The sequence below is a fragment of the Thermosynechococcus sp. genome, from assembly GCF_025999095.1.
GTDB lineage: Bacteria > Cyanobacteriota > Cyanobacteriia > Thermosynechococcales > Thermosynechococcaceae > Thermosynechococcus.
This window is the reverse complement of record NZ_AP024678.1, coordinates 2,144,876-2,168,436: the sequence shown is the minus strand read 5'-3', so window position 1 is coordinate 2,168,436 and position 23,561 is coordinate 2,144,876. Positions and strand designations below refer to the sequence as shown.

Genomic DNA, 23,561 nt, shown 5'->3' with positions numbered 1-23,561 from the left:
AGGGGTGGCTCTGGTCCCTAGCCAACCACAGAAGTCGTGCTGCGCCGCCGCCGGATTCCTGTGGTCACAGTGGGGGTGACTTCGATGGGTTGCAGGAGCAATAGGACTGAGGCATTGCCCTGAAGTTCACGGCGCACCAGTCGCACCAGTTCCCGTTCAATGTGAGCTTTGACCCCAGCCCAGTCCACATCGCCATTGCGGGCATATTCACTCCAGCGATCGCTCAAGGCGGTTTCCACCGTGGCATGTACCCAAGCCTGCCAAGCCTGTGGCTCAATGGCTGTGACCACGCCCCGCAGGTGAACTTCGGGAGTGGCTTTCAGACTGCCATCAGTACCCACCGCCACCGCCACGGTGATAATGCCCTCCTCAGCCAGCTGTTGCCGCTCTTGCAGCACATGGGCTTTGACAATGCCACCACGATCCAGTAGCTCAATGCCAGCGGGGACTTTATCTACGACCCGAATCGAGTCACGGGTGAGTTCTACCACATCGCCATTGTCAACAATCACCATATTCTCAGGAGGAATACCCATGCTCTGAGCCGTTTGGGCGTGTTTCACCAACATGCGGTGTTCTCCATGCACGGGTAAAAAGAACTTGGGCTTCGTCAAGGCCAGCATCAGCTTTTGATCCTCCTGGCAGGCATGGCCAGAGACGTGAATGCCCTGTTCACGACCATAGATGACTTTGGCGCCTTGCATCATCAGGCGATCGATCATGTTCACCACGGCAATTGTGTTCCCTGGAATCGGGTGAGCCGAGAGAATGACAGTATCCCCGGGGCGAATTTTAATTTTGTTGTGTTCCCCCTTGGAAATCCGCGTCAGGGCAGACAGGGGTTCCCCTTGGGAGCCAGTGGTGAGGTACATCACCTGATGATCCGGGTACTTGTGCATCATGTGCAAGGGCACAAAGAGATCATCCGGGCAGCGAATATAGCCCAACTGCCGGGCATGGGCAATCACATTGAGCATTGAGCGACCCAAGACCGAGACCACTCGGCCATGCTTTTGCGCCAGTTCCAAGGCCATACTGAGACGATGCACCGAAGAGGCAAAGGTGGTAAAAATAATCCGCCCCGCCGCTTGGCTAAAGGCACGATCCAAGTTGGGAAAGACGGATCGCTCCGAGGGCGTGTGGCCGGGGACCTCTGAGTTGGTGGAGTCACTAATCAGGCAAAGCACCCCCTTCTCCCCATGCTCCGCGAGCCGCTGCAGGTCAAAGCACTCGCCATCAACGGGGGTAAAGTCAAACTTAAAATCCCCTGTGTGGATAATCACGCCAAGGGGGGTATAAATTGCTACGGAGAAGCTATCGGCAATGGAGTGGGTATTGCGGATATACTCCACCAGGAAGTTTTTGCCCAAGCGCACTATCTCCCGCGGCTGTACAGGGCGAAGTTCGGTGCGATCGGCAACCCCCGCCTCTTCCAGTTTCCCTTGTAGCAGCGCCATGGCAAGGCGCGGGCCATAGATGACGGGAATATCAAACTGCTTCAGATGAAAAGGAATGCCACCAATGTGATCTTCATGGCCGTGGGTTACAATCATCCCCTTGATTTTGTCGCGATTTTGCCGCAGGTACGTCATGTCAGGTAGGACGATAGTGACGCCGTGCATGGCATCGGTGGGAAAGGCCAGCCCTGCATCCAGCAAAATAATTTCATCTTGGAATTCAAAAACGCAGGTGTTCTTGCCAATTTCATGCAGCCCACCGAGGGGAATAATTTTTAGGGCAGCAGTTGCAACGGATTGACTCATAGGTCTCCTTACAGTGAAACGAACAAAAAAGGTGCAGCTTGGGAAATGCCCGGCGTTGTCTTAAGACTTCAGTAGACCAAGGTCATCTAAAACGCTTTTCAACTGGCCAATTACAGCGTCACTCGCAGCTGTGAGGGGTAGTCGGGGTTCACCCACTGACCAACCTTGGAGGTTAAGGGCAGCTTTGATTGGAATCGGGTTTGTCGTCACAAATAAAACCTTGAACAGGGGCAATAGTTGACAGTGAATAGCCGTGGCTTTGGCGGTGTCTCCTTGGACAAAGGCTTGGATCATCTCTTGAATGCGTGGGCCCACAAGGTGACTAGCCACGCTGACTACACCATAACCACCAACGGCCAGTAATGGCAACGTCAGGGAATCATCGCCGGCGTAAATGCGAAAGGTCGGCGGTAGAGCAGCCCGCAGGGTACTGGCTTGATCAAGGCTGCCGCTGGCTTCTTTGATGGCCACAATGTTTGGGTACTCAGCAAGGCGGATGACTGTTTCTGGCAGCAGGTTTTGCCCTGTGCGGCTGGGGATGTTGTAGAGCATCAGGGGAAAGTCCGGCACCGCTTTGGCGATCGCCTGAAAATGGGCGTAGAGTCCTTCTTGGGGCGGTTTATTGTAGTAGGGGACAACCAAGAGGGCACCGTCGAGGCCGAGTTCTGCGGCCTTTGCCGTGGCATAAACGGCTTCCCGGGTGGAGTTGGAACCCGTACCGGCAATAATTTTGGCTTTGCCCGCCACCGCCTGCTGCACCGTTTGAAAGAGTTGAAATTCCTCTTCCCAAGTCAGGGTGGGGGATTCGCCTGTGGTGCCGCAAACCACAATGCCATCGGAGCCATTGGCCACAAGGTGCTGTGCCAGTTTTGCCGCCACATCGTAGGCGATCGCGCCCTCAGCGGTAAATGGCGTAATCATGGCGGTAATTACACGTCCTAAGTCAGTCACAGTCCACCCTCAGCCAAGTCCCGTTGCAGTTGCCGAATCGTGACCGCGCGGCTATACACGCGCCGGCGATCGCCCAAATTCTCCAGAATGATTGCCCCGCGTCGCCAGCTTTGGGGCGAGCGATAAATGGTCAAATTCTCTGCGGTCTCGCTCACTTCGTAGCCCTGGTCCTTGAGCCATGCCTCCAGCCGCAACAGTTGCGGCAGGGTGACTGCCAGCATTTTCGTATGATTCCGATAGGCGGCGATCGCCCCCACCACAACTCCCAGGACCAATCCCCAACGGTAGGGCAGAGGAGACACTAGACTCCAGTGGCAAATTTGGCTCAAACTCAGGGCGGTGATGGCAGTAACACAGGCAAAGTAGTAAATAAACACCACTTTTGCATCTAAGCCTTCAATGGCGGGGGGATCAGCGGTTGGGGCAGAGTTGGGCATAGGCACTTAGTTAAGGGCTTGGGAACGCTCGTAGGCCGCTTTTACCGTTTGCATGAGGGTTCCACGCATACCGGCAGCTTCCAGTACTTCGAGACCCGCAATGGTTGTCCCCGCAGGACTGGTGACCGCATCCTTGAGTTGCGCCGGATGCAGTCCACGCTCCTTAAGTAATTGTACTGTGCCTGCTATTGTGCCATAAACGAGTTCCTGTGTCAGCGATCGCGATAAACCCACCGCCACCCCAGCATCACAGAGGGCCTCGACAATTAGAGCAACAAAGGCAGGGCCGGAGCCAGACAGCGCCGTGACCGCATCCATTTGCCCTTCACTGACAGCCACCACCTGCCCCAGCACCCCCAACAAATGCTGAATCTTTTGAACCGCCAGTTCACTGGCCGCACCGTCACTCGCAAGGGCAATCACGCCGGCGCCCACCTGTGCTGGTGTATTCGGCATCGCCCGAAAGATCAACCGCTGGGGAAAAAGCCGCCGCAGTCGCCCACTGTGGATCCCTGCCATGATAGAAAGGACAACCCCCCTCTCCTGAGCTACCGGCGTATCCGCGAGTTCCGACTCAATCTCGGCAAAGACCTGTGGCTTGACCGCCAGTAGCAGCGTTTCGGCAGTCGCTACTTCTGGGTTCGTTGTTACTCTAACCCCGTAGGTGTCGGCTAAGTACTGTTGCCGCTGGGGCGATCGCACCGATACCCACACATGGTCTGGCAATAGACCATTCGCAAGCAGCCGCGAAAGCATTGCCTCCGCCATGCGGCCACAGCCAATGATCCCAAGAGCAGGCACCCTAAGCACTACGCTGTTGTTGGGCATCCATACCCCAAGCGGGCGGGGGGGTGGGGGTTGCACTTGGACGAACGCCGCCCACTTGAGTACTCACTTGGACACAGCTTGGTGTAAAGAGGAAAATACTCTCGCCAATACGCTCTTGATGGCCATCAATTGTGAACGTCGCACCGGCAACAAAATCCACTGAGCGTTGGGCTTGCTCTGGCTCCATCAAGGTCAGATTGAGCACCACTGACTTGCGCTCCTTAAGGGCTTTGATCACCTCAGGCATTTCACTAAAACTGCGGGGCTGCATCACCAAGACTTCGGCCACTGCCCCCCACCAACGGCCGGCATTAGGCATACCAATCACATTGGCGGCAGTTGATCCCGTCGGCACTGAACCAGGGGCAACCGCGGGGGATGAACTGGTGTCAAAGTCATGACCCAGGTTTGGCCGCGATGCGGGCAGCGGTTCTACGTCCGGTTCTGTGGTTAGTGTTCGTGCCGTTCCTTGAGGGTATTCCTCATCGTAGAGGTCAGTTTCTGGGGTTAGACCCATCAGGTCACGGAGTTTGCCCAACATAGCGACTCACTATTGCTCCTAGTAAATGTAAGTAAATGTATGAGTTGTAAACCCTTTCTGAAGTGCCGTGGTATTGTCGCCGCGACAGGTCAGAAACGTAGAAGCCAGATGGTATTTCTCGTGTTTTAACAATCTTAGTTTCGTGGCTAAAAGGGAACCTATGCACAAACGTCCACGAGAGTTAAGTTAAAACAGGAAACTTCAACTGGCCATTTTACACAAAACCCAGATAAAAAGATGATGTTGGCCTTAAGTCTCTCGCCTTTGCCTTGGGTTTGTCAAGGGTCAGAATTTTGTAACATCCTCCCCACGGTCATGCTCACGTCTGGGGCGGAGGCTTGCCGCCTAATAGCTAAATTGAGTTGGCGAGAGGATAGTCATTTGCGGTTAGCTTTATCCCTGGCGCAAACCCTTGCCCTGGCTCTTGACTAATGGGCTAGCGATCGCTCCAGTAAAAGTAAAGACTCACCCCTGCCCCATTGAGACTGCCGGCACCCCTATAGAAAATGTCCTGAAAATTTTCTCAACGTCTCCCTCTGAAACAGCAGCCGCCGCACCAGCTTGACCAAAATGCGGTTGAGACTTTGCAGGTGTTCAATCACCGGACTCATGAAGAGGCGGCAGATTCAGGGATAAATGCCAGTGCCGCTGAGTTAATGCAGTAGCGCAGTCCTGTGGGGGGCGGGCCATCCTCAAAGACATGACCCAGGTGGGCATCGCAGACAGCACATAGGACTTCCGTGCGCACCATGCCATGGGAAAGATCCCGCTCCATGCGGATATTGTTGGGATCAAGGGGCTGCCAAAAACTGGGCCAACCGGTGCCAGAATCGTACTTTGTCTCAGAGCGAAAGAGTGGTGTGCCGCAGCAGACACAGCAATAGAGACCGGGCTTTTTGTTATTCCAGTAGCAGCCCGTGAAGGCGCGCTCCGTTCCCTTTTTGCGGGTGACATAGTACTGCTCAGGAGTCAGTTGGGCTTGCCACTGCGCATCTGTTTTCACAACTTTAGCCATACTTGCCTCAGAAATAGACCGTGATCCTACTCTTCAGCATAATCAGGGACATCGGCAAGTGCCAGTCTTTTTGCCAAAGGTTCCCTACCAAGGGGAAAATGTAAGGGCAATCTTGACCTTGTTTGGTTATGCCCGTTTCGCTGCCCCTTACGTTTGATTTATCCTCTGAGTCCGAGTTTTATACTCAGGTCAGCGCTGGAATTCAGGCAGCACAGCAGGCCAATTGTCAGTTCCTCAGTTTAGGTATTTCCTTACCAACAGTTGATCCCCTGATGCTGTTGGTGGGTCTGATGCAACTCAGTGGTGAAGGGGAGCATTTTTACCTTGAGCAAGCGGGGGAGATCGTTGCTGCGTGTGGTGCAGTGGCGACCAGCAGTGTTCAGGGACAGCAGCGGTTTGGGGAACTGCAGCGTTTTAGTGAACAAACCCTCAGCCGCGTGTGGGCGATCGCTCCAGCCGAACCGCGTATGTTCTGTCAATTCAGTTTTTGGGATCACACAGGCTCTAACCGGGGGGTCTTACCCCGCTGGCAGGTCATTCAGCGTCTAGATCAGGTTTGGCTCACCCTCAATTGTGCCCTACAGACCAGCACACCCCATCGCCTCTGGCAAGACTGGCAACTGGTGCGGCGGGCACTGGCCCACATTCTCGCTGATCCGCCCCCCTGTCCACCGCCCCTGGCGATCGCCCTACCGCCCCTGACTGAGCAGTATGGACAATTCATTGGCAGGGTCAAGCATGCCCTCAAGCTCCTCGCGGCGGGAGACATCGAAAAATTGGTCTTAGCCGCTGCCCTTACCCTAGAGCAGCCTCAGGGCTTTAACTGGCTGGGAACGTTGCAAAACCTGCGCCAGCAGTACACCAATTCCTACATCTTCAGTGTTGGCCAACAGCGGCAGCAGGTCTTTTTGGGAGCCAGTCCCGAACGCTTGGTCAAGATTGCCGATGGCGTCCTCTGTGCCGATGCCTTGGCAGGCTCCCGTCCCCGGGGGCAAACCCAACAGGAGGATCAAAGCCTGCGCAATGGCCTTTACCATAGCCCCAAGGAACGCTACGAGCATCAGATCATTGTGGAGTTTCTCTGCCAAACCCTCCAACGGTTGGGCATGACCTGTGAGGTGCCCGCCAAACCCCGCATCCTTGAATTGAGTCATATTCAACATCTGCAAACCTTGATTCGGGCACCCCTGCCTCAACCAATTCATATTCTCCAAGTGGTGGCGGCCTTGCACCCGACGCCAGCAGTGGCGGGCTATCCTGCTGCCCGGGCACAACATTGGCTGCGGCAACTGGAACCCTTTGATCGCAATGGCTATGCGGCGCCCCTTGGTTGGGTGACACCCACCGGTGAAGGGGAATTTATTGTCGGCATCCGCTCTGCCCGCCTTCAGGGCAACCATGCCCATCTTTTTGCTGGGGCGGGGATTGTCAAAGGCTCTCACCCTGAACGGGAATGGCAGGAAATCCTGTGGAAATTTCAGACGATGATCTCAGCTTTGGCCTAGCGCAGGGGGGGCTGTTTTTTGCTTATGGTCAGCATCGGCAAGGGCCGAGAAGATTGGGGTGGCAGCGCATACTGGGGAACTTTTTCAGGAAGAGGACGTTCGGGCGATCGCTGGCGGAGGCGATAGAGGAGGCCACTGCCCATCAGAGCCAGACCCAGTAGCAGCAACCCGTTATAGCCCCCCAAGCCGCCGATGGTCGAGTCAACCCCTCCCATCAACAGGAGAAAGGCGGAGAGGGGTTCCTTGCGGTAGGCTTTGCGCAGAAAGCGAGGATAAATCATAGGCGATCGCTGGATGACTTCCCAGCAGAATACGGGAATATTGATAATTTTGATAATTCGACCTGCCGTAGGTTACATTTTAGCGACCCTACACCCGCCATTGGTTTCTCGGTAACAGCTCCATCTGTTCCCTCTGTTTCCATTTTATCCTTACAGCTCCACGCCGTACTTGAGATGAACATAGGGGGCGATCGCCCCCCAGATCATCTCCCTAGTAGGTTTCCACGTGCCAGCGGCCTTCTTTTTTGAGTGTGCCCTTGAGGAACTCTGGCCAATCGGCACCATTTTTGGCTGCCGCGGCGGTCATTGCCTCATCAATCCCTGGCTCCATCCCCTTCAAACCACAGATATAGACATGGGTGTTCTTCTTCTGGAGGAGTTGCCAGATTTCGTCGGCATGTTCGGCAATACGACCTTGAATGTACATCTTGCCGCCATCAGGAGTTTTTTGCTCTCGGCTGATGGCGTAGGTGAGGCGGAAGTGATCTGGATACTTAGTCTGCAGTTCCTCTAATTCATCTTTGTAGAGGATATTTGCAGTATAGGCAACACCAAAGAACAGCCATGCCAGCCCCTTGAATTGATAATCGGGGTTATTTTCTTTGAACATGCGCCACAAGAAGGCACGGAAGGGGGCAATCCCGGTTCCCGTTGCCAGCATAATGATCGTGGCTTCGGGGTCATCGGGTAAGAGCATTTCTTTGCCCACGGGCCCTGTGATTTTCACTTCATCGCCGGGTTGCAGTTGGTTGAGGTAGGAGGAGCAAACGCCATAGATGGTTTCCCCCGTCTCTTTGTCCTTGTACTCTAGGCGCCGCACACACAGCGAGACTGTTTTATCATCTTGAAAATCACCATGGCGGGTCGAGGCAATGGAGTAAAGGCGCAGCTTGTGGGGTTTGCCGTTGGCATCGGTACCGGCAGGAATAATGCCAATACTTTGGCCTTCGAGATAGCGCAACTCGGTCCCAGAAATATCGAAGATAATGTGCTTGACTGTTCCCTCGCCCCCTTCACGCACTAGCTCTTCATTGGAGATGACCTTACCAATGCAGGGATTGTTGGGACGATAGATATTGATGGGAATATCAACTTTCTTTTCTTTAACAGGGGCAGCACCATTATTGGAGGCAGGTTCCGTGGTAGCAGCCAAGGGCGTAGCCGTAGCAGCCGTACCATCGAGGCGTTGAATGCTAACAATTTTGCCCCCCCAGCGGGTAATCTGCTGCATAAACTGATTCATGCGGTCATAGGGAACGTTGAAAAATTGACTGCCACTGTTGCGGATGGCATAGTCAGTTTTATCGGTTTCGGCATTTTGTCGCAGTCCCACCACTTCGTAGCGAAACATCCGACTGCCAAAATTCGTCACATTGTACATGGGCTACACGATCTCCAAAAATTAACTCAGCTTTACATTCTGCAACACAACGCCCCAACCGCGATCAACTATCACGTTTCGGCTACGGGATTGCCGTGCTTTGGCCACCCACATTATATCTAGCAGCGGCAGCGACAGGAGGTTTCTCTAAATTTCTTGGCTGGGAGAGATGGGCACACTCATGCCAGGATAGGTTTGCAACACATAGCGATCGCGCCCTGAGTGTTTGGCTGCGTACAAAGCAGCATCGGCAGTCGCCACCAGCTCCGCCATTGGGCAGTCCTGAAGGGAAGCGGCCACAATGCAAATGCCGGCACTAACGGTGAGGTAGGGCTGCACTGGTGAACTGGCATGGGGAATCCCTAGGTTGCGGATGTGTTTAAAGACTCGCTCTAGAACACAAATGGCAGCATCGTGGTCGGTCTGGCGTAACAGGAGAATAAACTCTTCACCGCCATAGCGAGCGACCAGATCTGTTTCCCGCACCTGAGATTTAATGGCATGGGCAACCCGTTGCAGGGCGCGATCGCCCGCCAGATGGCCATAGGTATCGTTGTAGCACTTGAAGTGGTCAATATCCAGCAGGGCAATGGCAAAGGGAGTATGGGTGGTGGCCGATTCCCGCCAAGCTATCGGCAGACAGGCTTTAAAGGCACGCCGATTCGCCAGTTTGGTCAGGCTATCTTGCCGTGAGATCTCCTGTAGATGGTGGTTTTCTGCCTCTAGTTGTTTTTGCCGCTGCTGTAGCTCTACAATCAAAGCGGTTTGCTGTGCCATCTGCTGTTGCAACTGCTGAAACTGTTGCCGTTGGATAATAAACTGCCGTAGAAACCGAGGTTGGCGCAAGACGCGCAGCAGAATCAAGGGGGGCTGGCAACGGTGGATACCCACGGCTTCCACTTCAATTTTTTGGTCTTGGGGGTCTCGCAGAGTCCCGGGCACTATTTGCGTCGCTTGTTGCCAAAGGAGCAGCCATTTTTTGAGTTTCTCTGGCGGAGTGGCTACGAGTTCCCTAAGGTTGCAATCAAGCACGCTGCCGCCAAAAAATTCACGGCCACTGGAGTTAACGGCCACAATGTTGCCCTCGAGATCCATGACCAGCGTTGGCTCCGGCAACAGATCAATCCATACGCCAACATCCAGTGTAAAATTGCTCATCTTGACCCCGCTGGAATGAACTACTTGCCTAGCTTAGACCGGCCTCATGTGATTCAACCGGATAATACTCTCGTCCTTTGGCAGCAGCGGCAGCAGCAGTGGGTTGGGTATAGATCACGACGCGGCACCCTTGATCTCCATTGGCGATCGCCGCTTCAATACAAACCTTGGCATAGCCCAAGTGGTGCGCCACAATGACGCCAAAGACACTTGAGGTCATCATGCACAATGAGGGATGACCAATCACACCACTGCCAAGGGGGCAACGCTGATTCCCTAAAATAATGCGCTCCTCATCTTGCTCAATCAGGAAAAATCCCCCTTCAATACGATTTTTGAGATCTACAAGAATTTGAGCCACTGTCTTAGCATCAAGGGGGCGATCGCCGAGGGCTTGGGTGTAAAGCTTGTTGATGTGATTGCCCATTTGCTGTCCCACAAGGGCAATAAAGCCAGAAGCATCATCCAGCCCAACAATATCTTCAAGGGTCTCTGCCACTAATCCCAGGAAATTTTGCAGAAAGCTAGAGGACTGTAGGTCAATGGGCAAATTTCCCACGTTTGTGTAGGCCTCAGCTCGGAACATTTCATTTGCTGTCATAGGGATTCTCCGAGGGGAACAGGGTTTGGGCGATTCTAGCACCCTTTGCTGTTGGCCATGCCGAGAGCGCCGGATGTTGGCAGGAAGCTCCCAGTTATTGGCGAAAGGGGGTAACTATAGGAATTGATGGCCAATATAAACTTACAAGGTTATAATAATCGCCAGATTAGAATGAAAAATCTACACAAATTGCTAAAAATTCCTAAAAATTCTTGATATTTTCTTGATTAGACATTGGAATTAAACTTAGCTAGAGCAGCATATGCGAATCAGCGATCGCACCCGTTCGACTATTCAGCATTTTGCGATCGCTCGCCCTGATAGGCTTGCCAACTCTCGACAACACGACCAAAATTGGTGCGGAATTCTCGCCAGCCGAGCCAACTTCCCTGCTCGTGCTCATCCCAAGAGGCAGAAAGAATCCCATAGCTTAGCCCCAGGGCCCCAAGGCCAAAAAGACTGAGACTAGCAATGACAACGACCACATTGGGCAACTTGAACCAGCCCTCATGGACAATGAAATAGCTGAGGGGAAATGTCATCAGTCCCAAGAGGGTGGGGGTACCGCAGAAGATTGCCATCCGAGTGACCATCCGTTGGCTGACAATTTCTGGAATACCTGTACTTTTTTTGGCTTGCTTGGCTGAGGATTTTGGGGCCTTAGAACGGACGGCTGCGGCAGCAGGAGCTTTAGCAGAATTGGTTGCTCCTTTTTTCTTTTTAGGCTCAAAAGGCAGATCCGACCGTTTTGCCATTGTCTTTAACCCCGAATTCCCAGACGTTCAATGAGTTGATGATAGCGTTGGGGATCGTGGCGATGGATATAGGCCAATAGCCGCTTGCGACGGCCAATGATTTTCAGGAGTCCTCGGCGAGAGGCGTGATCTTTTTTATTCACCTTGAGATGCTCAGAAAGCTGCTTGATCCGCTCTGTAAGGATAGCAACTTGGACATCCGCAGAGCCAGTATCCGTACCGTGGATCTGGTAGGTGTTGATAATTTCTTGTTTGACGTCGTGTTGCAGGGCCATGGTCATCCGTTATGAACAGCGCGATCTACTATCATACTCCGATTTTTCGAAATAATAAACTCCCGTGAGGGGACTCTTCTGCCCCTGGGCTGGTCCTGCTCTGCCCTAAGAATTACTGACATTGGTGCTGTTTTCCTCAAGGGGGGCGATCGTCAGCAGTTCCTTAAGGGGCTTTTCACTATCGGAGATGGGCGGTTTGGCCGTTGTCAGTTCTGTATCGATGGCGAAGGTGGCAAATTGAGTGAGAATTTCACGGCAGAAGACCTCCGCTGCCCGCGATCGGTAGCGATTGGGATTGGTAATCAGCGATAGAGTACGTTTCACCACCACATTTTCGATACCGATCCGCCGTAGGCTCCCCAGTTGTAACTCCTTCTCAATGGCGGAAATGGAGACGAAGGCAGCCCCCAGGCCCGACTGCACGGCGTTTTTAATCGCCTCGATGGAATTTAACTCCATCTCTACCTTGAGGCGGCGAGGGTCAATGTTGGCGCGCTGAAGGACTTGATCAATCACCTTGCGAATGGTGGATTGGGCATCCAGAGCAATAAAGCTCAGCTTATACAAGTCTTCTTTGGTGAGGGTTTCGGCACTCGCTAAGGGATGATCCACAGGTAAGATCAGTGCCAGTTCGTCCTCCGCGTAGGGGGTAACCGTGATTTGCTCACTCAGTTCTGAGGGAACTTCACCGCCAATAATCGCTAGATCAATTTGACCATTGACCAAGCTCCAGCAGGTGCGGCGGGTGGAATGCACATGTAGCTGAACAGCGACTTCGGGATATTTGCTGCGAAATAGCCCAATCATGCGGGGCATCAGGTAGGTGCCGGTGGTTTGGCTTGCCCCAATGATCAGGGTACCCCCCTGTAATTTTTGCAGGTCTTCGATGGCACGGCAGGCTTCATGGCACAGGGAGAGAATTTGATCGCCGTAGGCCAGTAGGAGCTGTCCAGCTTCGGTGAGTTGGGCGCGGCGCCCCCCCCGGTCAAATAGGGGAACATCCAGTTGGCGCTCAAGGTTTTGCACCTGTAAACTCACTGCGGGTTGGGAGACGTAGAGGCTGTCGGCGGCTCGCTTAAAACTTCCTTCGAGGGCGATCGCCTTGAGGATTCGCAATTGATCAAGGGAAAAGGGCAGTTCGGACATAGGCATTGAGGCCATAGGCGTGCCACCAAGAGGCGTTTTTCTGAACTTATCAGGAATCATGCCCAATATGATATGTATCCCCGCACAAGAAAGCTGAGCTTGGCGTGCCAGTAACGCAAAATAGCACGTCTGAAACCTATTGTAAGGGTTGGGTTTTCCCCGCGCGATTGCTGATTTTTGTTACAAATTGTTACATTGTTTTGTTACATTACTGGGCTGTGGAGCGAGCGATCGCCCATCTAGCACCGCGCGAGCATGTGCTTGCACTGGCCGCTTCTTAAAGCCATACCCTGTTGCTCGAGCAGCATTCACCAATACAGCGCTGGGCTTTCTGCCGATAAAGCTAAAATCGGTCTAGCGTTGCTCTTGGGGAGCCGCTGGACAATTGCCCGAGGAGTTGAAATCGTGTCCTACCCTTGGCCAAAATGGCTGCCGATGCCAGTTCTTGCCACGACTCTAGGGGCGGCTGCTGTGGTGATCGGTGTGCGCCAATTGGGACTGCTTCAGCCGTCGGAACTGAGTTTGTATGACTTTTATGTGCGATCGCAACCCGCTCGTGATCCTGATTCCCGCATCCTGACGGTGGTGGTGACGGAGCAGGACATTCAAGCCCAAAAAACGTGGCCATTGCCGGATGCCACTGTGGCAGAACTTCTCGCCCGCCTCAATGCCGCCAGCCCACGTGCCATTGGCTTGGATATTTTCCGTGATTTGCCCCAGCCCCCCGGCCACGATGAGCTGCAAAACATGATTCGTATCAACCCACGCATTATTCCAGTGTGCAAATCAGCGGGCGAAACAGTGGAACAACCCGAGGTGCCCCCGCCACCAAGTATTCCCCCAGCACAGGTGCCAGACCGTGTGGGTTTTGCGGATATTCCCCTCGATAGCGATGGTGTCATTCGCCGCAACCTATTTGTGATCAGCAATCCCAAGGCGCAGCGGTGTACAACGCCCTTTTCCTTTGCTCTGATGTTGGCACTGCGCTATCTACAACAAGACCCCTCTCAAACTATCAAACTCGATGACAGGGGTTTGACGCTGAATGATGTGCATTTTCCCCTCCTTACCAGTGATGCCGGTGGCTATGTGGGGGTGGACGATCGCGGCATGCAAACCCTCCTTAAGTACCACTCACGCGGCGCGGTGGGGCCAACGGTTTCCCTAACGGATGTACTGAGTGGACGGGTGAGCGAAGACCTCATTCGCGATCGCGTGGTTTTGATTGGTGTGTCTGCGCCGAGTATTAAGGATACTTTCCTCACCCCGTATAGCGGTAGTGATGCGGTGACGCAGCAAATGCCGGGGGTGGTGGTTCATGGGCAAATGGTGAGTCAATTCCTGAGGGCTGCCCTTGAAGGGGAAGGTCCCATTTGGTATTGGCCGCTGCCGCTGGTGCTAGGCTGGATTCTCCTGTGGGCTGGCGTGGGGAGTGTCCTTGGCTGGTGGCTGCGGCAACCCCTGTGGTTGGGAGGCGCGGTCGTGGGGGGGCTCATTGTCCTCTTTGGTGGTGGCTTTGGCATTTTTGTCATGGCGAGTGGCTGGATTCCTGTGGTGCCGCCGGCGATCGCCCTTGTGCTCAGCAGTGTGGGGATGGTAGGTTACGTCAGCTATCAGGCGCAGCAGGAGCAAAGATCTTTCCAAAAAAAAGTGCAGGAGCAAGAAAAAGCCTTGGCGCTGTTGCGATCCTTAATGTCTGAGGATACAGCAGCCCTCAATGCAGCCCTGCGAGAACCCACAGAAATTACTGGCAAACCGCGTTCCCTCCTCAGTGGTCGCTACAAAATCCAAAAAGTTTTGGGGTCAGGGGGCTTTGGCTGCACCTATTTGGCCCAGGATACCCAGCGACCGGGAAACCCCCTCTGTGTCGTCAAGCGTCTGCGGCCGGGACGCACCGACGAGCGGTTTATGCAGGTGGCGCGCCGACTCTTTCATACCGAAGCAGAAATCCTTGAAAAGCTAGGACGCCATGATCAAATTCCCCTCTTGCTTGCCTATGTGGAGGAAAATGGGGAATTCTATCTAGTGCAGGAATTTATTGATGGTGCCTCCCTGAGTGAGGAACTGAAACGCAAACACACGGAAGCCGAGGCCATCCAACTCCTGCGGGAAATCTTAGAAGTCTTGAATTTTGTCCACAGTCACTATGTGATTCACCGCGATATTAAGCCCGATAATCTTATTCGCCGTGCCAGCGATCGCAAACTGGTCTTAATTGACTTTGGGGCAGTGAAGCAAATTCAACCTCAAGAAGTGGAGAAGGCCCAGGGGAGTACCGTTGTTATTGGTACGATGGGGTATGCTCCCCCTGAGCAACTCTCTGGTCAGCCCACCCTCAGCAGTGATATTTATGCTGTCGGCATGATTATCCTGCAGGCGTTAACGGGCATTAAGCCCCGTGATCTACCGCGAGATGCGCGCACGGGTGAACTGGATTGGCAACGGTGTGTCAGAGTCAGTGAAGGTTTAGCGGCAGTGATCAATAAGATGGTGAAATTTAACTTTAGCGATCGCTACCCCTCGGCAAAAGAAGCCCTTCAAGAGGTACGGCGTTTAGGCCCATGAATTGCCCCGTGTTGCTCTCTGACCTTCCTCTGGGTACCCCGGCGCGGATCACTGCTATTGGCGGGACAGCCGCTTGGCAGCGCCGCCTTGCGGCCGTAGGCCTGACGGTCGGTCAAACTGTCACCCCGCTGCGTCGTGCCCCCTGCAGTCAAACCTTGGCCGTCCGGGTGGGTGCCCTGACGGATGTAGCTATACGGGCAGGGGATGCTGGCACCATTCTCGTGGAGCCGCTGGGCCCACCTTAGAGATGGTCAAATGCCCATTCTTGATTGTTGGCGACAGCCTATTCCATTAATCATTGGGCTTTTGTTCCTCACGCTTGATGGTGTGGCATGGGGTGAATTGTACCAAGGAAACCAGGGAACCCTTGGCTGGTGAGGTGCTTTGTCGCGATCGCCACGGATGCAGGGGAAGTGGCGAGTCTTATCCACATACTGATAGCGAACCGAATCAGGATGCGATCACAGTTAGCAAATGCGTGGCTGCTCACCTAAAGTGCTTTGATCTGCAGCCTTTAGGACTGGCTAGCCATTCGGTGGGAATAGGTTTAGCAACTCAAGTTCCCTAGAGCCAGAACAAAGAGTGGATGGCTAAACTGTAGATAGCGGCAATGTTTCAAGCTCACTTGAAGTAATATAGATAGCTAAAGTAAATACGGCTCTTTCATGCTGCCCTACTTCATTGTTTTTGCCCTAACAGCTATACCAGTGATTCTCCAAGTACCGAGATGGTATGGTTTTTTTCTGTTTTTTTTGTATGTTTTATTCATTGGCCTAAGATTTGAAGTTGGTGCTGATTGGGGGTCTTACTTACGCATATTCGATGAAGCACAATCTCAGTCCTGGTTTGGCATAGAAGCAATTTTGAAGGACTTTGGTTATCATTTAATAAACAAACTAGCAGGAACCCTGAACCAAGACATCTACTTTGTTAACTCAGTGGTTGCCTTGATATTTACATCTGGTCTATTTTGCTTCTGTCGCCAAATTAAAAACTCTTATGCAGGTTTACTAGTTGCATTTCCATACCTAACTACTGTTGTTGCAATGGGATATACACGCCAATCCGGCGCAATTGGCTTTGAAATGATTGCCTTAGTTTATTTAGTTGAAGGTAAACTGACTGCATTTTTGCTGAACCTATTTCTGGCTACTTTACTGCATAAGACTGCTGTGTTTATTCTCTTAATCCCTTTGACTGTAAAAATCATTACTGCTATTGAGAACAGAAAAGTATTGAATATTATCAGTCTATCTTTTTTATTTATTTTATTTACTGTTGCTTTAAACTTTATTTTCCAGGCATTTTCAACTTCTTATATTGAAGCACAACTGCAATCCTCCGGTGCTCTTATCAGATTATTAATGAATTTTTTGCCAGGACTTATATTTTTACTGGAGCGCTATACTGCTAGAAATTTTTTTAGGCTATCAAGTAGAGTTTATTTATCAATGTCTTGGTTAGCTATTTTATCCCCACTGCTGCTCTTAACTGGCTCCAGTACCGCAGCTGATCGTCTCAGCCTTTATTTTATTCCTATTCAGATCTATGTTCTTGGTCAGTTCCCCTACCTATTTATAGACAAGAGCTGGAAACTATTTATCAAGTGGCTAATAGTTGTTATTGCTTATAGTTTTGCAGTACTATGGGTTTGGCTCAATTTTGCAGATCATGCTTTTGCTTGGCTGCCCTATCGTATGTATCCATTCGTATAGCACAGTTGTAAGGTATTCTATGTCTGAATCAACACTTAATATTTATAATAGAGAAAGCTATAGACTTGCTATCATTGGTAATAAAGCTTCTATGTTAATTAACTTTCGTAAGGATTTAATTATTGACTTAACTACATCTGGTTATAGTGTTCACTGTATTGTTCCTGTATCCTCAGACAAAGAAAAAAGAGCAATCCTAGAACTAGGGGCATCTTTTGATGAGTTCTACCTTGAGCGGAATAGTGTTAATCCATTTCATGATATTCGCACTTTAGTATCTTTGGTGAGTGTTATTAAAAAAGTTAATCCATTCTGTATTCTTGCATTTACTGCCAAGCCAATTGTTTGGGGATTAACTGCTGCCAAGCTCCTGGGAATTAAAAAAAGATTTGCAGTGTTTACAGGCTTGGGATATTTCTTTTGTATAAATGATTCGATGAGAGATAAATGTATACGAAATATACTAGCTTTACTTTATAAAATCACTCTGCCATCAGTAACAAAAGTAATTTTCCAAAACTCAGATGACTGTGCTGAAATTAAGAAGCTATGCCAACTGCCAGGCGATAAAGTGGCTTTGATTAAAGGTACTGGTGTTAACTTCAATGAGTGGCACTTTTCTCCTGCTCCTACATCTCCTTTAGTCTTTACTCTAGCTGCACGTCTCCTCCGAGAGAAAGGTGTTTTGGAGTTTCTGCAAGCAGCATCCCGCCTAAAAGCAAACTATCCAAAAGTTGAGTTTTGGGTATTGGGAGACTTCGATACCAATCCTGGATCTTTAGTTAAAGAAGATCTTCAGAAGTTCATTGATGATGGGATTATTCAATGGTTTGGCTTTGTGGATTGTAAAACCTATTTTGGCAAAACCAGTATTTTTGTCCTCCCTTCCTACCGAGAGGGTATTCCTCGAAGTATTCAGGAGGCCATGGCTGTTGGCCGAGCCATTATCACCACAGATACACCAGGCTGTCGCGAAACCGTTATTTACGGCTATAATGGTTTTCTAGTTCCACCGCGTGATGTTAATGCTCTAACAAAAGCTATGGAAGCATTTGTTCATCAACCAGAGTTAGTTCACACAATGGGATATCATAGCTACCTAAAGGCCGTTGAAGATTTTGATGTTAAAAAAATCAATGCTCAATACCTCCAATTATTTGCGAAAGAACTAGGAGAGTAGAATGCTACAAATAGAATATAGCAACCTTTCAATTGCCGTGATTGGCCTTGGGTATGTTGGCCTACCTTTAGCAGTGGAGTTCGGCAAAAAATACCCCACTTTAGGGTATGACTTAAATTCTCTGCGAGTATCCCAACTCATCAAAGGTTATGATCACACAGGCGAAATCAGTTCTGAAGAGCTAAAAAGTGCTTCATATTTAAATTACACAACTAATATCCAAGACTTGAGAGAATGCTCCTTTTTCGTGGTTGCAGTTCCAACTCCTGTGGACGATCATAAAGTACCTGATTTAGGATGTCTTAAAACTGCTTCTCAACATCTCGGTAATGTTCTCCCCCGCAACAGTATTGTTGTTTATGAGTCCACTGTCTATCCGGGTGTTACTGAAGAAATCTGTGTACCCATTCTTGAGCAAGCTTCTGGCCTTGTTTTTAATCAAGATTTCTTTGTAGGGTATAGTCCAGAACGTGTGAATCCGGGAGATAAAGAGCATCGTTTGACTACGATTGTTAAACTTACCTCTGGATCAACTCCTGAGGTAGCAGAGATTGTAGATCGGGTCTATGCCTCAATTGTACCCGCAGGAACCCATAGATGTAGCTCAATTAGGGTAGCAGAAGCTGCTAAGGTCATTGAGAATATTCAGCGGGATATCAATATTGCTTTAGTCAATGAGCTTTCTATTCTCTTTGATCGCTTAGGGATCGACACCCAAGAGGTACTAACAGCCGCAGGAACAAAGTGGAATTTTTTGCCTTTCTGTCCGGGATTAGTCGGTGGTCACTGCATTGGTGTAGATCCTTACTATTTAACCTATCAGGCATCTGCCTACGGTTATCACCCTGAATTGATTTTAGCCGGCCGACGAATTAACGACTATATGGGCATTTATGTAGCTCAACAGTTTATTAAGCTTTTAATCCAAAAAGGAATTCATCCACAACAAGCAAGGGTGCTCGTCATGGGTCTAACGTTTAAGGAAAATTGCCCTGACCTTCGCAATACACGTGTTGCGGATGTGATTTCCGAGTTGCGAGACTATGGTGTTCAAGTAGATGTTTATGATCCATGGGCTGATCCTGAATTGGCTAAAAAGGAGTATGGCATTTCACTGATTGAGGAGCTGTACCCAGAGTACTGGGATGGTGCAGTGATTGCAGTTGCTCATCGTCAATTTTGTGAATTGGGTGCTGCTGGAATTCGCCGTTGCTTAAAAACCCCAAGTGCTCTGTATGATGTCAAGTGGGTGTTGTCCAAGGAAGATGCAGATGGACGCCTTTAAGTTTTCAAGGAGGTAGTGATGGATGTTTTGGTAACCGGTGTGGCCGGATTTATTGGCCATGGGGTGGCTCTAGCACTCCTACGGCGGGGCGATCGCGTAATTGGATTGGATAATTTGAATAACTACTATGACGTCAACCTTAAGAAATCTCGCTTAGAGCACCTGAATGCTTCTAGCCAGCCAGGTCAGTTTATTTTCCGAAAAATTGATTTAGTTGACCGCCAAGGGGTAAACCAGCTCTTTGCAGATTTTTCTCCCCAAAGGGTGATCCACTTAGCAGCCCAGGCAGGCGTGCGTTATTCCTTAGAAAATCCTTTTGCCTACATTGATAGTAATATCGTTGGTTTTCTCCACATTTTAGAAGCTTGCCGCCATCACCAAGTAGAGCATTTGGTCTATGCCAGTAGTTCCAGTGTTTATGGCGCGAATAGAAAGTTACCTTTTTCCGTTCACGATAACGTTGATCATCCACTGAGCCTGTATGCAGCAACCAAGAAGGCCAACGAGCTCATGGCACACACTTACAGCCACCTCTATAATATTCCGACAACGGGACTGCGCTTTTTTACCGTCTATGGCCCTTGGGGTCGCCCTGACATGGCGCTGTTTAAGTTTACTAGGGCCATCCTGAATAATGAACCCCTACCCGTCTTTAACTATGGGAAACATCGCCGTGACTTTACCTACATTGATGACATTGTCGAAGGTATTCTGCGCGTCTTGGATCGGCCAGCAGTCCCCAACCCTGCTTGGTGTGGCGAAGCACCAGATCCCGCCACCAGTTTAGCACCCTGGCGAGTGTACAACATTGGCGCCCATCGTCCCATTGAGCTTCTCCGCTACATTGAGCTTTTGGAGCAGTACCTTGGCAAAAAGGCTCTCATAACTTTTTTACCCTTGCAGCCGGGAGATGTGCCTGATACCTATGCCGATGTAACCGCCCTCAAAGAAGATACAGGTTATGAACCCGTTACCCCTGTTGAGATTGGTGTACAACAGTTTGTGGAGTGGTATCGTGACTACTATCGTCTTTAAGATTTCTTGAGAGTCCACCATGTCCAGTGAAAATAACCATCTGTCCTTTTCCCCTGAAGCTTCACAACTGAGTTTGTGGCAGCCGCGACCCATTGACAAAGTCACCATTGACGAACTATTGCGAGGTTTGAAGCGGCGTTCAGCGGTTGCTGCATTAGTTGGTGCATTTGTTGCAATTAGCTACTTGGGGTACTATTACCTCTTTGTGAGGAACTATCAATACTCCATTTTGCTGCAAGTTGAACCCATCAAACCCTTAGGTACTCGACCAGCGGCAAGGTTAGATTTAATCCGTGATCTTGCACCTCTGCCTCTACCTCTAGAATCAGGATCAACGGAGGGGGATGTAGAAACACTAGTCCAGATACTCAGTAGTGATACCATCCTCCAACCCATTTATGAAAAGTTTCTTCAAGATAATCCCGATTTAGATCGAGAGAAATATTCCTATAAAAGGTTTCTTAAGTCCATAAGAATTAGTAAGAATCAAGAAGAACGAAAATTGCTTAGCAAAGGTAGCTCAAAAATAGTAAATATTACTTTTATTGACAAAGATAAAACAAAGGTAGAATCTGCCTTAAAAATCATTGCTGAGGAATTAAAAAAGTTTAATGAGACACAAAAACAAGAGCAAATATCAGATAATCTTCGCTACGTTAACCAAGAAATTCAAAAGACCCTTAGTCAAATTGATGATCTTGACAGTCAACTCAATGAGTTCCGGTATCAAAATCGAGTTTTACGTCCTGATTCTATACCTTCTGCGACTTCTAAAACTCTAGTCTCTCAGATCAGTGAACTTCAGCTCTATGCTAGCCTTCTAACTGAGTTGGAATCTAAAAAAAACGAAAATAGAGTAAAACTGGAATCTACACAGGAAGCATTTAACTCCCTAAAGGCGCAGTTAAAGCTCTCTCCTGATGAGGCATTAGCTGCTTCTAACTTGGCTGCTTCGAAAACTTATGAAAAATTACTGGAGGGACTCACCGAAACGGAAATAAAGTTGGTGGAAGAGCGGAGCAAGTTAACGGATGGATCGCCCACAGTTCAAGCCCTAGAGGAAAAAAAGCGGCAACTACTGGCTCAGGCTAAGCGCCAAGGTCGACAAATGACGATTCGATACCGGAACCAAGTTCCTCGCCCTGAAGCCTTAATTGGTTACGAAAGTGCGGTCTCTGGCTCCCTGATTGAGAAATACCTAGAGGCAAAAATTGAGCTTGAAGCTCTCAAAAGAGCAGATACGGAATTGAGTAATCAAATTCAAGCAACTGAAGCAGAAATATCCCGACTGATAAGCCTTGCAAACCCTTACCGCAAAATTGAGCAACGTTTTGCAGCCACACTAGAATCCCTAGCACTGCTATTGCAGACACGGCAAAACCTGCAACTCCAAATTGCCCAGCGCGACTTTACATGGAAGCTTCTTTCCGATATTGGCGATCTGAAGCGGTATGAGTTGACCATGCGTTTGTCAACAGCATTGTTGATCGCTTTGGCGCTTGGGGGGGTCTCTGGGGTGCTGGTTGCCCTGATCGTGGATTGGTTGGATGATCGCTTTCTAGAGGTGGAGCGAATTCGCCAACAGACCCCCTTACCTATTTTGGGTCAGATTCCTGTGACCAAGGCCTTTGATCAACTGGCCTTTAGTCGTTTAGAGACACCGTTGACATTGTGGGGGTTGCAGCACCGTTTGCCGGGGGTAAGTCCTGCTTTTAAGGAAAGTTTTTACTTCCTGTTGACGCAGTTAGAAGCGTTGGGGTTACCCCACTCCTTAGCAATTATGGGCATCAGTGGTCAAGAAAGACAAACCACCGTTGCCCTTTATCTTGCTTTGGCGGCAGCGGCGACGGGAAAGCGGGTCTTGCTGGTGGATGCCAATTTGCACCAGCCAAGCCTCCATCAAGCTCTTGGCATTCCCAACGTCACTGGTTTAGGGGAACTGTTGCAGGGAACAATGCCTCTGCCCCACTGGTCTAGTCTTTTGGCCAATTCTACTGAAGGACTCTGGGTATTGACGGCAGGTCAGGCGCAGCAGGAACCCATGGCACTGTTTAGTTCTTATCGCTGGTTTGATTTCCTAGACAGCACTAAAGAAACTTTTGACTTCGTGATTGTTGATGTCCTTGCGATCCTCGCTGCTGCGGATACATATCGAGTGCTGACAGCACTAGAGCGGGCTCTGTTGGTGGTGCGCCTAAGGCAAACACGACAGGAGGCCTTGGCCGAAGTGCTGAAAGCCTGCGATCTGGGTTTACGGCAAAAGATTCTGGGGATTGTGGTGAATGATGTAGCCAAGGCCAACCAAGCGTTTGGCAACTTCCAAACTCAGACTACTGACTTAGAGATGAGTTCGATCTCTGGGATCTCTGCCTGAAGAACAGCTAATCCTTCACCTGTCGCCGTCTACTCCTTGGCCCTTGGCATTCGAACTAAGGCTAAAATAAAGAATGCAAAATAAAGAATGCTGGGAGAGATGGCAGAGTGGTCGAATGCGCTCGACTTGAAATCGAGTGTGGCAGTGATGCCACCGAGGGTTCGAATCCCTCTCTCTCCGTTCAATTAACAAAAAGGCAGCCAGAGCTGCTCTAGCCGCCTCACTATTACTTTATTAATGTTTATTAATGATGCCTTTATTGGAGTGGCCTACAAGCCAAGATCCGCCAAAATGTCGGTGGCGTGGGTCTCGGTTTTCACGCTGGTATAGACATGGGAAATAATGCCATTGCCGTCAATCACATAGGTAACTCGCTTGGCGTAGCCGCCCCCATCCACGTCGTAGGCTTTGATAATCGACCTATCAACATCCGCCAGCAGCGGGAACGGGAGGTTAAATTTCTCGGTGAACTTTTGGTGTGAGGTTTCGTCATCGGTGCTGACGCCTAAAACAACAATATTTTTGTCCTGATAGGCGGCATAGTTGTCACGGAAGCTACAGGCCTCCTTAGTGCAGCCGGGGGTATCATCCTTGGGGTAGAAGTACAGCACCACCGTTTTGCCAGCAAAGTCGCTGAGGGAAATGGTATTGCCATGGGTGTCTTTGGCAGTAAAGGGGGGTGCAGGTGTACCAACCGCTAAAGCCATGATGCATAACCTCCTAGCTTTAAGATTTGTTACGTCGTTTCGTTCTTTATTCTATCGGTATGC

22 protein-coding genes and 1 tRNA gene are annotated in these 23,561 nt (G+C 50.3%); 9 read left to right on the top strand and 14 right to left on the bottom strand.

Annotation, left to right across the window (positions count from 1 at the left end):
* Window positions 1-17: 17 nt before the first annotated feature.
* From Q0W94_RS10645 to msrB, 6 genes are all read right to left on the bottom strand, one after another.
* Complete coding sequence (locus Q0W94_RS10645; RefSeq protein ID WP_297758857.1) at window positions 18-1,763, bottom strand: ribonuclease J; 1,746 nt, start codon at window positions 1,761-1,763, stop codon at window positions 18-20.
* 60 nt (window positions 1,764-1,823) lie between these two features.
* Window positions 1,824-2,714, bottom strand: a complete 891-nt coding sequence (gene dapA, locus Q0W94_RS10640; RefSeq protein ID WP_297758855.1) for a 4-hydroxy-tetrahydrodipicolinate synthase — start codon at window positions 2,712-2,714, stop codon at window positions 1,824-1,826.
* Window positions 2,711-3,151, bottom strand: a complete 441-nt coding sequence (locus Q0W94_RS10635) for a hypothetical protein (protein WP_297758852.1) — start codon at window positions 3,149-3,151, stop codon at window positions 2,711-2,713. Before Q0W94_RS10635 ends, dapA begins: the two co-directional genes overlap by 4 nt.
* Window positions 3,152-3,157: 6 nt before the next feature.
* Window positions 3,158-3,979 (bottom strand): pyrroline-5-carboxylate reductase, encoded by an 822-nt coding sequence (gene proC / locus Q0W94_RS10630; protein ID WP_297758849.1) that lies wholly within the window; start codon window positions 3,977-3,979, stop codon window positions 3,158-3,160.
* Window positions 3,954-4,520 (bottom strand): cell division protein SepF, encoded by a 567-nt coding sequence (locus Q0W94_RS10625; protein WP_297758845.1) that lies wholly within the window; start codon window positions 4,518-4,520, stop codon window positions 3,954-3,956. Before Q0W94_RS10625 ends, proC begins: the two co-directional genes overlap by 26 nt.
* A gap of 607 nt (window positions 4,521-5,127) precedes the next feature.
* Window positions 5,128-5,535: a peptide-methionine (R)-S-oxide reductase MsrB gene (gene msrB / locus Q0W94_RS10620; RefSeq protein ID WP_297758842.1), complete on the bottom strand. Its 408-nt coding sequence runs from the start codon at window positions 5,533-5,535 to the stop codon at window positions 5,128-5,130.
* A 128-nt stretch (window positions 5,536-5,663) separates the two neighbouring features.
* On the opposite strand from msrB, the gene Q0W94_RS10615 reads away from it, so the two are divergent.
* Window positions 5,664-7,040 carry an isochorismate synthase MenF gene (locus Q0W94_RS10615; protein ID WP_297758839.1) on the top strand — a complete coding sequence of 459 codons (1,377 nt, stop codon included), beginning with the start codon at window positions 5,664-5,666 and terminating at the stop codon, window positions 7,038-7,040.
* Here the strand turns inward: Q0W94_RS10615 and Q0W94_RS10610 are convergent.
* From Q0W94_RS10610 to Q0W94_RS10580, 7 genes are all read right to left on the bottom strand, one after another.
* Window positions 7,037-7,321, bottom strand: a complete 285-nt coding sequence (locus tag Q0W94_RS10610; RefSeq protein WP_297758836.1) for a hypothetical protein — start codon at window positions 7,319-7,321, stop codon at window positions 7,037-7,039. The genes Q0W94_RS10615 and Q0W94_RS10610 overlap by 4 nt on opposite strands.
* A 211-nt stretch (window positions 7,322-7,532) precedes the next feature.
* Window positions 7,533-8,702 carry a ferredoxin--NADP reductase gene (gene petH / locus Q0W94_RS10605; RefSeq protein ID WP_297758834.1) on the bottom strand — a complete coding sequence of 390 codons (1,170 nt, stop codon included), beginning with the start codon at window positions 8,700-8,702 and terminating at the stop codon, window positions 7,533-7,535.
* A gap of 147 nt (window positions 8,703-8,849) precedes the next feature.
* On the bottom strand, window positions 8,850-9,860 hold the full coding sequence (locus Q0W94_RS10600) for a sensor domain-containing diguanylate cyclase (protein ID WP_297758831.1): 1,011 nt from the start codon (window positions 9,858-9,860) through the stop codon (window positions 8,850-8,852).
* A gap of 28 nt (window positions 9,861-9,888) precedes the next feature.
* Entirely contained in the window at window positions 9,889-10,461 is a 573-nt protein-coding gene (locus Q0W94_RS10595) for a methanogen output domain 1-containing protein (RefSeq protein ID WP_297758828.1), read from the bottom strand.
* Between the two features lie 290 nt (window positions 10,462-10,751).
* The gene (locus Q0W94_RS10590) at window positions 10,752-11,216 is read right to left on the bottom strand and encodes a PAM68 family protein (RefSeq protein WP_297758825.1); all 465 of its coding nucleotides are present in this window, start codon (window positions 11,214-11,216) and stop codon (window positions 10,752-10,754) included.
* A gap of 5 nt (window positions 11,217-11,221) precedes the next feature.
* Window positions 11,222-11,491: a 30S ribosomal protein S15 gene (rpsO, locus tag Q0W94_RS10585; protein WP_024124510.1), complete on the bottom strand. Its 270-nt coding sequence runs from the start codon at window positions 11,489-11,491 to the stop codon at window positions 11,222-11,224.
* Window positions 11,492-11,596: 105 nt separating this feature from the next.
* Window positions 11,597-12,637 (bottom strand): LysR family transcriptional regulator, encoded by a 1,041-nt coding sequence (locus Q0W94_RS10580; protein ID WP_297762424.1) that lies wholly within the window; start codon window positions 12,635-12,637, stop codon window positions 11,597-11,599.
* A 405-nt stretch (window positions 12,638-13,042) separates the two neighbouring features.
* Between Q0W94_RS10580 and Q0W94_RS10575 the strand changes: the two genes are divergently transcribed.
* The 8 genes from Q0W94_RS10575 to Q0W94_RS10540 all read left to right on the top strand — a co-directional run bounded on the left by Q0W94_RS10575 (window position 13,043) and on the right by Q0W94_RS10540 (window position 22,971).
* Complete coding sequence (locus Q0W94_RS10575) at window positions 13,043-15,202, top strand: CHASE2 domain-containing serine/threonine-protein kinase (RefSeq protein WP_297758822.1); 2,160 nt, start codon at window positions 13,043-13,045, stop codon at window positions 15,200-15,202.
* The gene (locus Q0W94_RS10570) at window positions 15,199-15,447 is read left to right on the top strand and encodes a FeoA family protein (protein WP_024124507.1); all 249 of its coding nucleotides are present in this window, start codon (window positions 15,199-15,201) and stop codon (window positions 15,445-15,447) included. Before Q0W94_RS10575 ends, Q0W94_RS10570 begins: the two co-directional genes overlap by 4 nt.
* Window positions 15,448-15,867: 420 nt before the next feature.
* The gene (locus Q0W94_RS10565) at window positions 15,868-16,917 is read left to right on the top strand and encodes an EpsG family protein (protein WP_297758818.1); all 1,050 of its coding nucleotides are present in this window, start codon (window positions 15,868-15,870) and stop codon (window positions 16,915-16,917) included.
* Between the two features lie 19 nt (window positions 16,918-16,936).
* Window positions 16,937-18,097: a glycosyltransferase family 4 protein gene (locus Q0W94_RS10560; RefSeq protein WP_297758815.1), complete on the top strand. Its 1,161-nt coding sequence runs from the start codon at window positions 16,937-16,939 to the stop codon at window positions 18,095-18,097.
* 1 nt (window position 18,098) lies between these two features.
* Window positions 18,099-19,382: a nucleotide sugar dehydrogenase gene (locus Q0W94_RS10555; protein ID WP_297758812.1), complete on the top strand. Its 1,284-nt coding sequence runs from the start codon at window positions 18,099-18,101 to the stop codon at window positions 19,380-19,382.
* 18 nt (window positions 19,383-19,400) lie between these two features.
* On the top strand, window positions 19,401-20,417 hold the full coding sequence (locus Q0W94_RS10550; RefSeq protein ID WP_297758809.1) for an NAD-dependent epimerase: 1,017 nt from the start codon (window positions 19,401-19,403) through the stop codon (window positions 20,415-20,417).
* A gap of 19 nt (window positions 20,418-20,436) precedes the next feature.
* Window positions 20,437-22,791 (top strand): polysaccharide biosynthesis tyrosine autokinase, encoded by a 2,355-nt coding sequence (locus Q0W94_RS10545; RefSeq protein ID WP_297758806.1) that lies wholly within the window; start codon window positions 20,437-20,439, stop codon window positions 22,789-22,791.
* A gap of 93 nt (window positions 22,792-22,884) precedes the next feature.
* Window positions 22,885-22,971, top strand: a tRNA-Ser gene (locus Q0W94_RS10540).
* Between the two features lie 89 nt (window positions 22,972-23,060).
* Here the strand turns inward: Q0W94_RS10540 and Q0W94_RS10535 are convergent.
* A complete protein-coding gene (locus Q0W94_RS10535) occupies window positions 23,061-23,498 on the bottom strand; it encodes a peroxiredoxin (protein ID WP_297758803.1) in 438 nt (145 codons plus the stop codon).
* Between the last annotated feature and the right edge of the window lie 63 nt (window positions 23,499-23,561).

Bases quoted from the DNA above. Each gene is read 5' to 3' on its own strand.
- msrB (WP_297758842.1), bottom strand. From the start codon at position 5,535: ATGGCTAAAGTTGTGAAAACAGATGCGCAGTGGCAAGCCCAACTGACT.
- Q0W94_RS10545 (WP_297758806.1), top strand. From the start codon at position 20,437: ATGTCCAGTGAAAATAACCATCTGTCCTTTTCCCCTGAAGCTTCACAA.
- Q0W94_RS10600 (WP_297758831.1), bottom strand. From the start codon at position 9,860: ATGAGCAATTTTACACTGGATGTTGGCGTATGGATTGATCTGTTGCCG.
- Q0W94_RS10570 (WP_024124507.1), top strand. From the start codon at position 15,199: ATGAATTGCCCCGTGTTGCTCTCTGACCTTCCTCTGGGTACCCCGGCG.
- rpsO (WP_024124510.1), bottom strand. From the start codon at position 11,491: ATGGCCCTGCAACACGACGTCAAACAAGAAATTATCAACACCTACCAG.
- Q0W94_RS10560 (WP_297758815.1), top strand. From the start codon at position 16,937: ATGTCTGAATCAACACTTAATATTTATAATAGAGAAAGCTATAGACTT.
- Q0W94_RS10550 (WP_297758809.1), top strand. From the start codon at position 19,401: ATGGATGTTTTGGTAACCGGTGTGGCCGGATTTATTGGCCATGGGGTG.
- Q0W94_RS10555 (WP_297758812.1), top strand. From the start codon at position 18,099: ATGCTACAAATAGAATATAGCAACCTTTCAATTGCCGTGATTGGCCTT.
- Q0W94_RS10580 (WP_297762424.1), bottom strand. From the start codon at position 12,637: ATGTCCGAACTGCCCTTTTCCCTTGATCAATTGCGAATCCTCAAGGCG.
- Q0W94_RS10635 (WP_297758852.1), bottom strand. From the start codon at position 3,151: ATGCCCAACTCTGCCCCAACCGCTGATCCCCCCGCCATTGAAGGCTTA.
- Q0W94_RS10565 (WP_297758818.1), top strand. From the start codon at position 15,868: ATGCTGCCCTACTTCATTGTTTTTGCCCTAACAGCTATACCAGTGATT.
- Q0W94_RS10625 (WP_297758845.1), bottom strand. From the start codon at position 4,520: ATGTTGGGCAAACTCCGTGACCTGATGGGTCTAACCCCAGAAACTGAC.
- Q0W94_RS10645 (WP_297758857.1), bottom strand. From the start codon at position 1,763: ATGAGTCAATCCGTTGCAACTGCTGCCCTAAAAATTATTCCCCTCGGT.
- Q0W94_RS10595 (WP_297758828.1), bottom strand. From the start codon at position 10,461: ATGACAGCAAATGAAATGTTCCGAGCTGAGGCCTACACAAACGTGGGA.
- Q0W94_RS10535 (WP_297758803.1), bottom strand. From the start codon at position 23,498: ATGGCTTTAGCGGTTGGTACACCTGCACCCCCCTTTACTGCCAAAGAC.
- Q0W94_RS10610 (WP_297758836.1), bottom strand. From the start codon at position 7,321: ATGATTTATCCTCGCTTTCTGCGCAAAGCCTACCGCAAGGAACCCCTC.
- Q0W94_RS10615 (WP_297758839.1), top strand. From the start codon at position 5,664: ATGCCCGTTTCGCTGCCCCTTACGTTTGATTTATCCTCTGAGTCCGAG.
- proC (WP_297758849.1), bottom strand. From the start codon at position 3,979: ATGCCCAACAACAGCGTAGTGCTTAGGGTGCCTGCTCTTGGGATCATT.
- petH (WP_297758834.1), bottom strand. From the start codon at position 8,702: ATGTACAATGTGACGAATTTTGGCAGTCGGATGTTTCGCTACGAAGTG.
- Q0W94_RS10590 (WP_297758825.1), bottom strand. From the start codon at position 11,216: ATGGCAAAACGGTCGGATCTGCCTTTTGAGCCTAAAAAGAAAAAAGGA.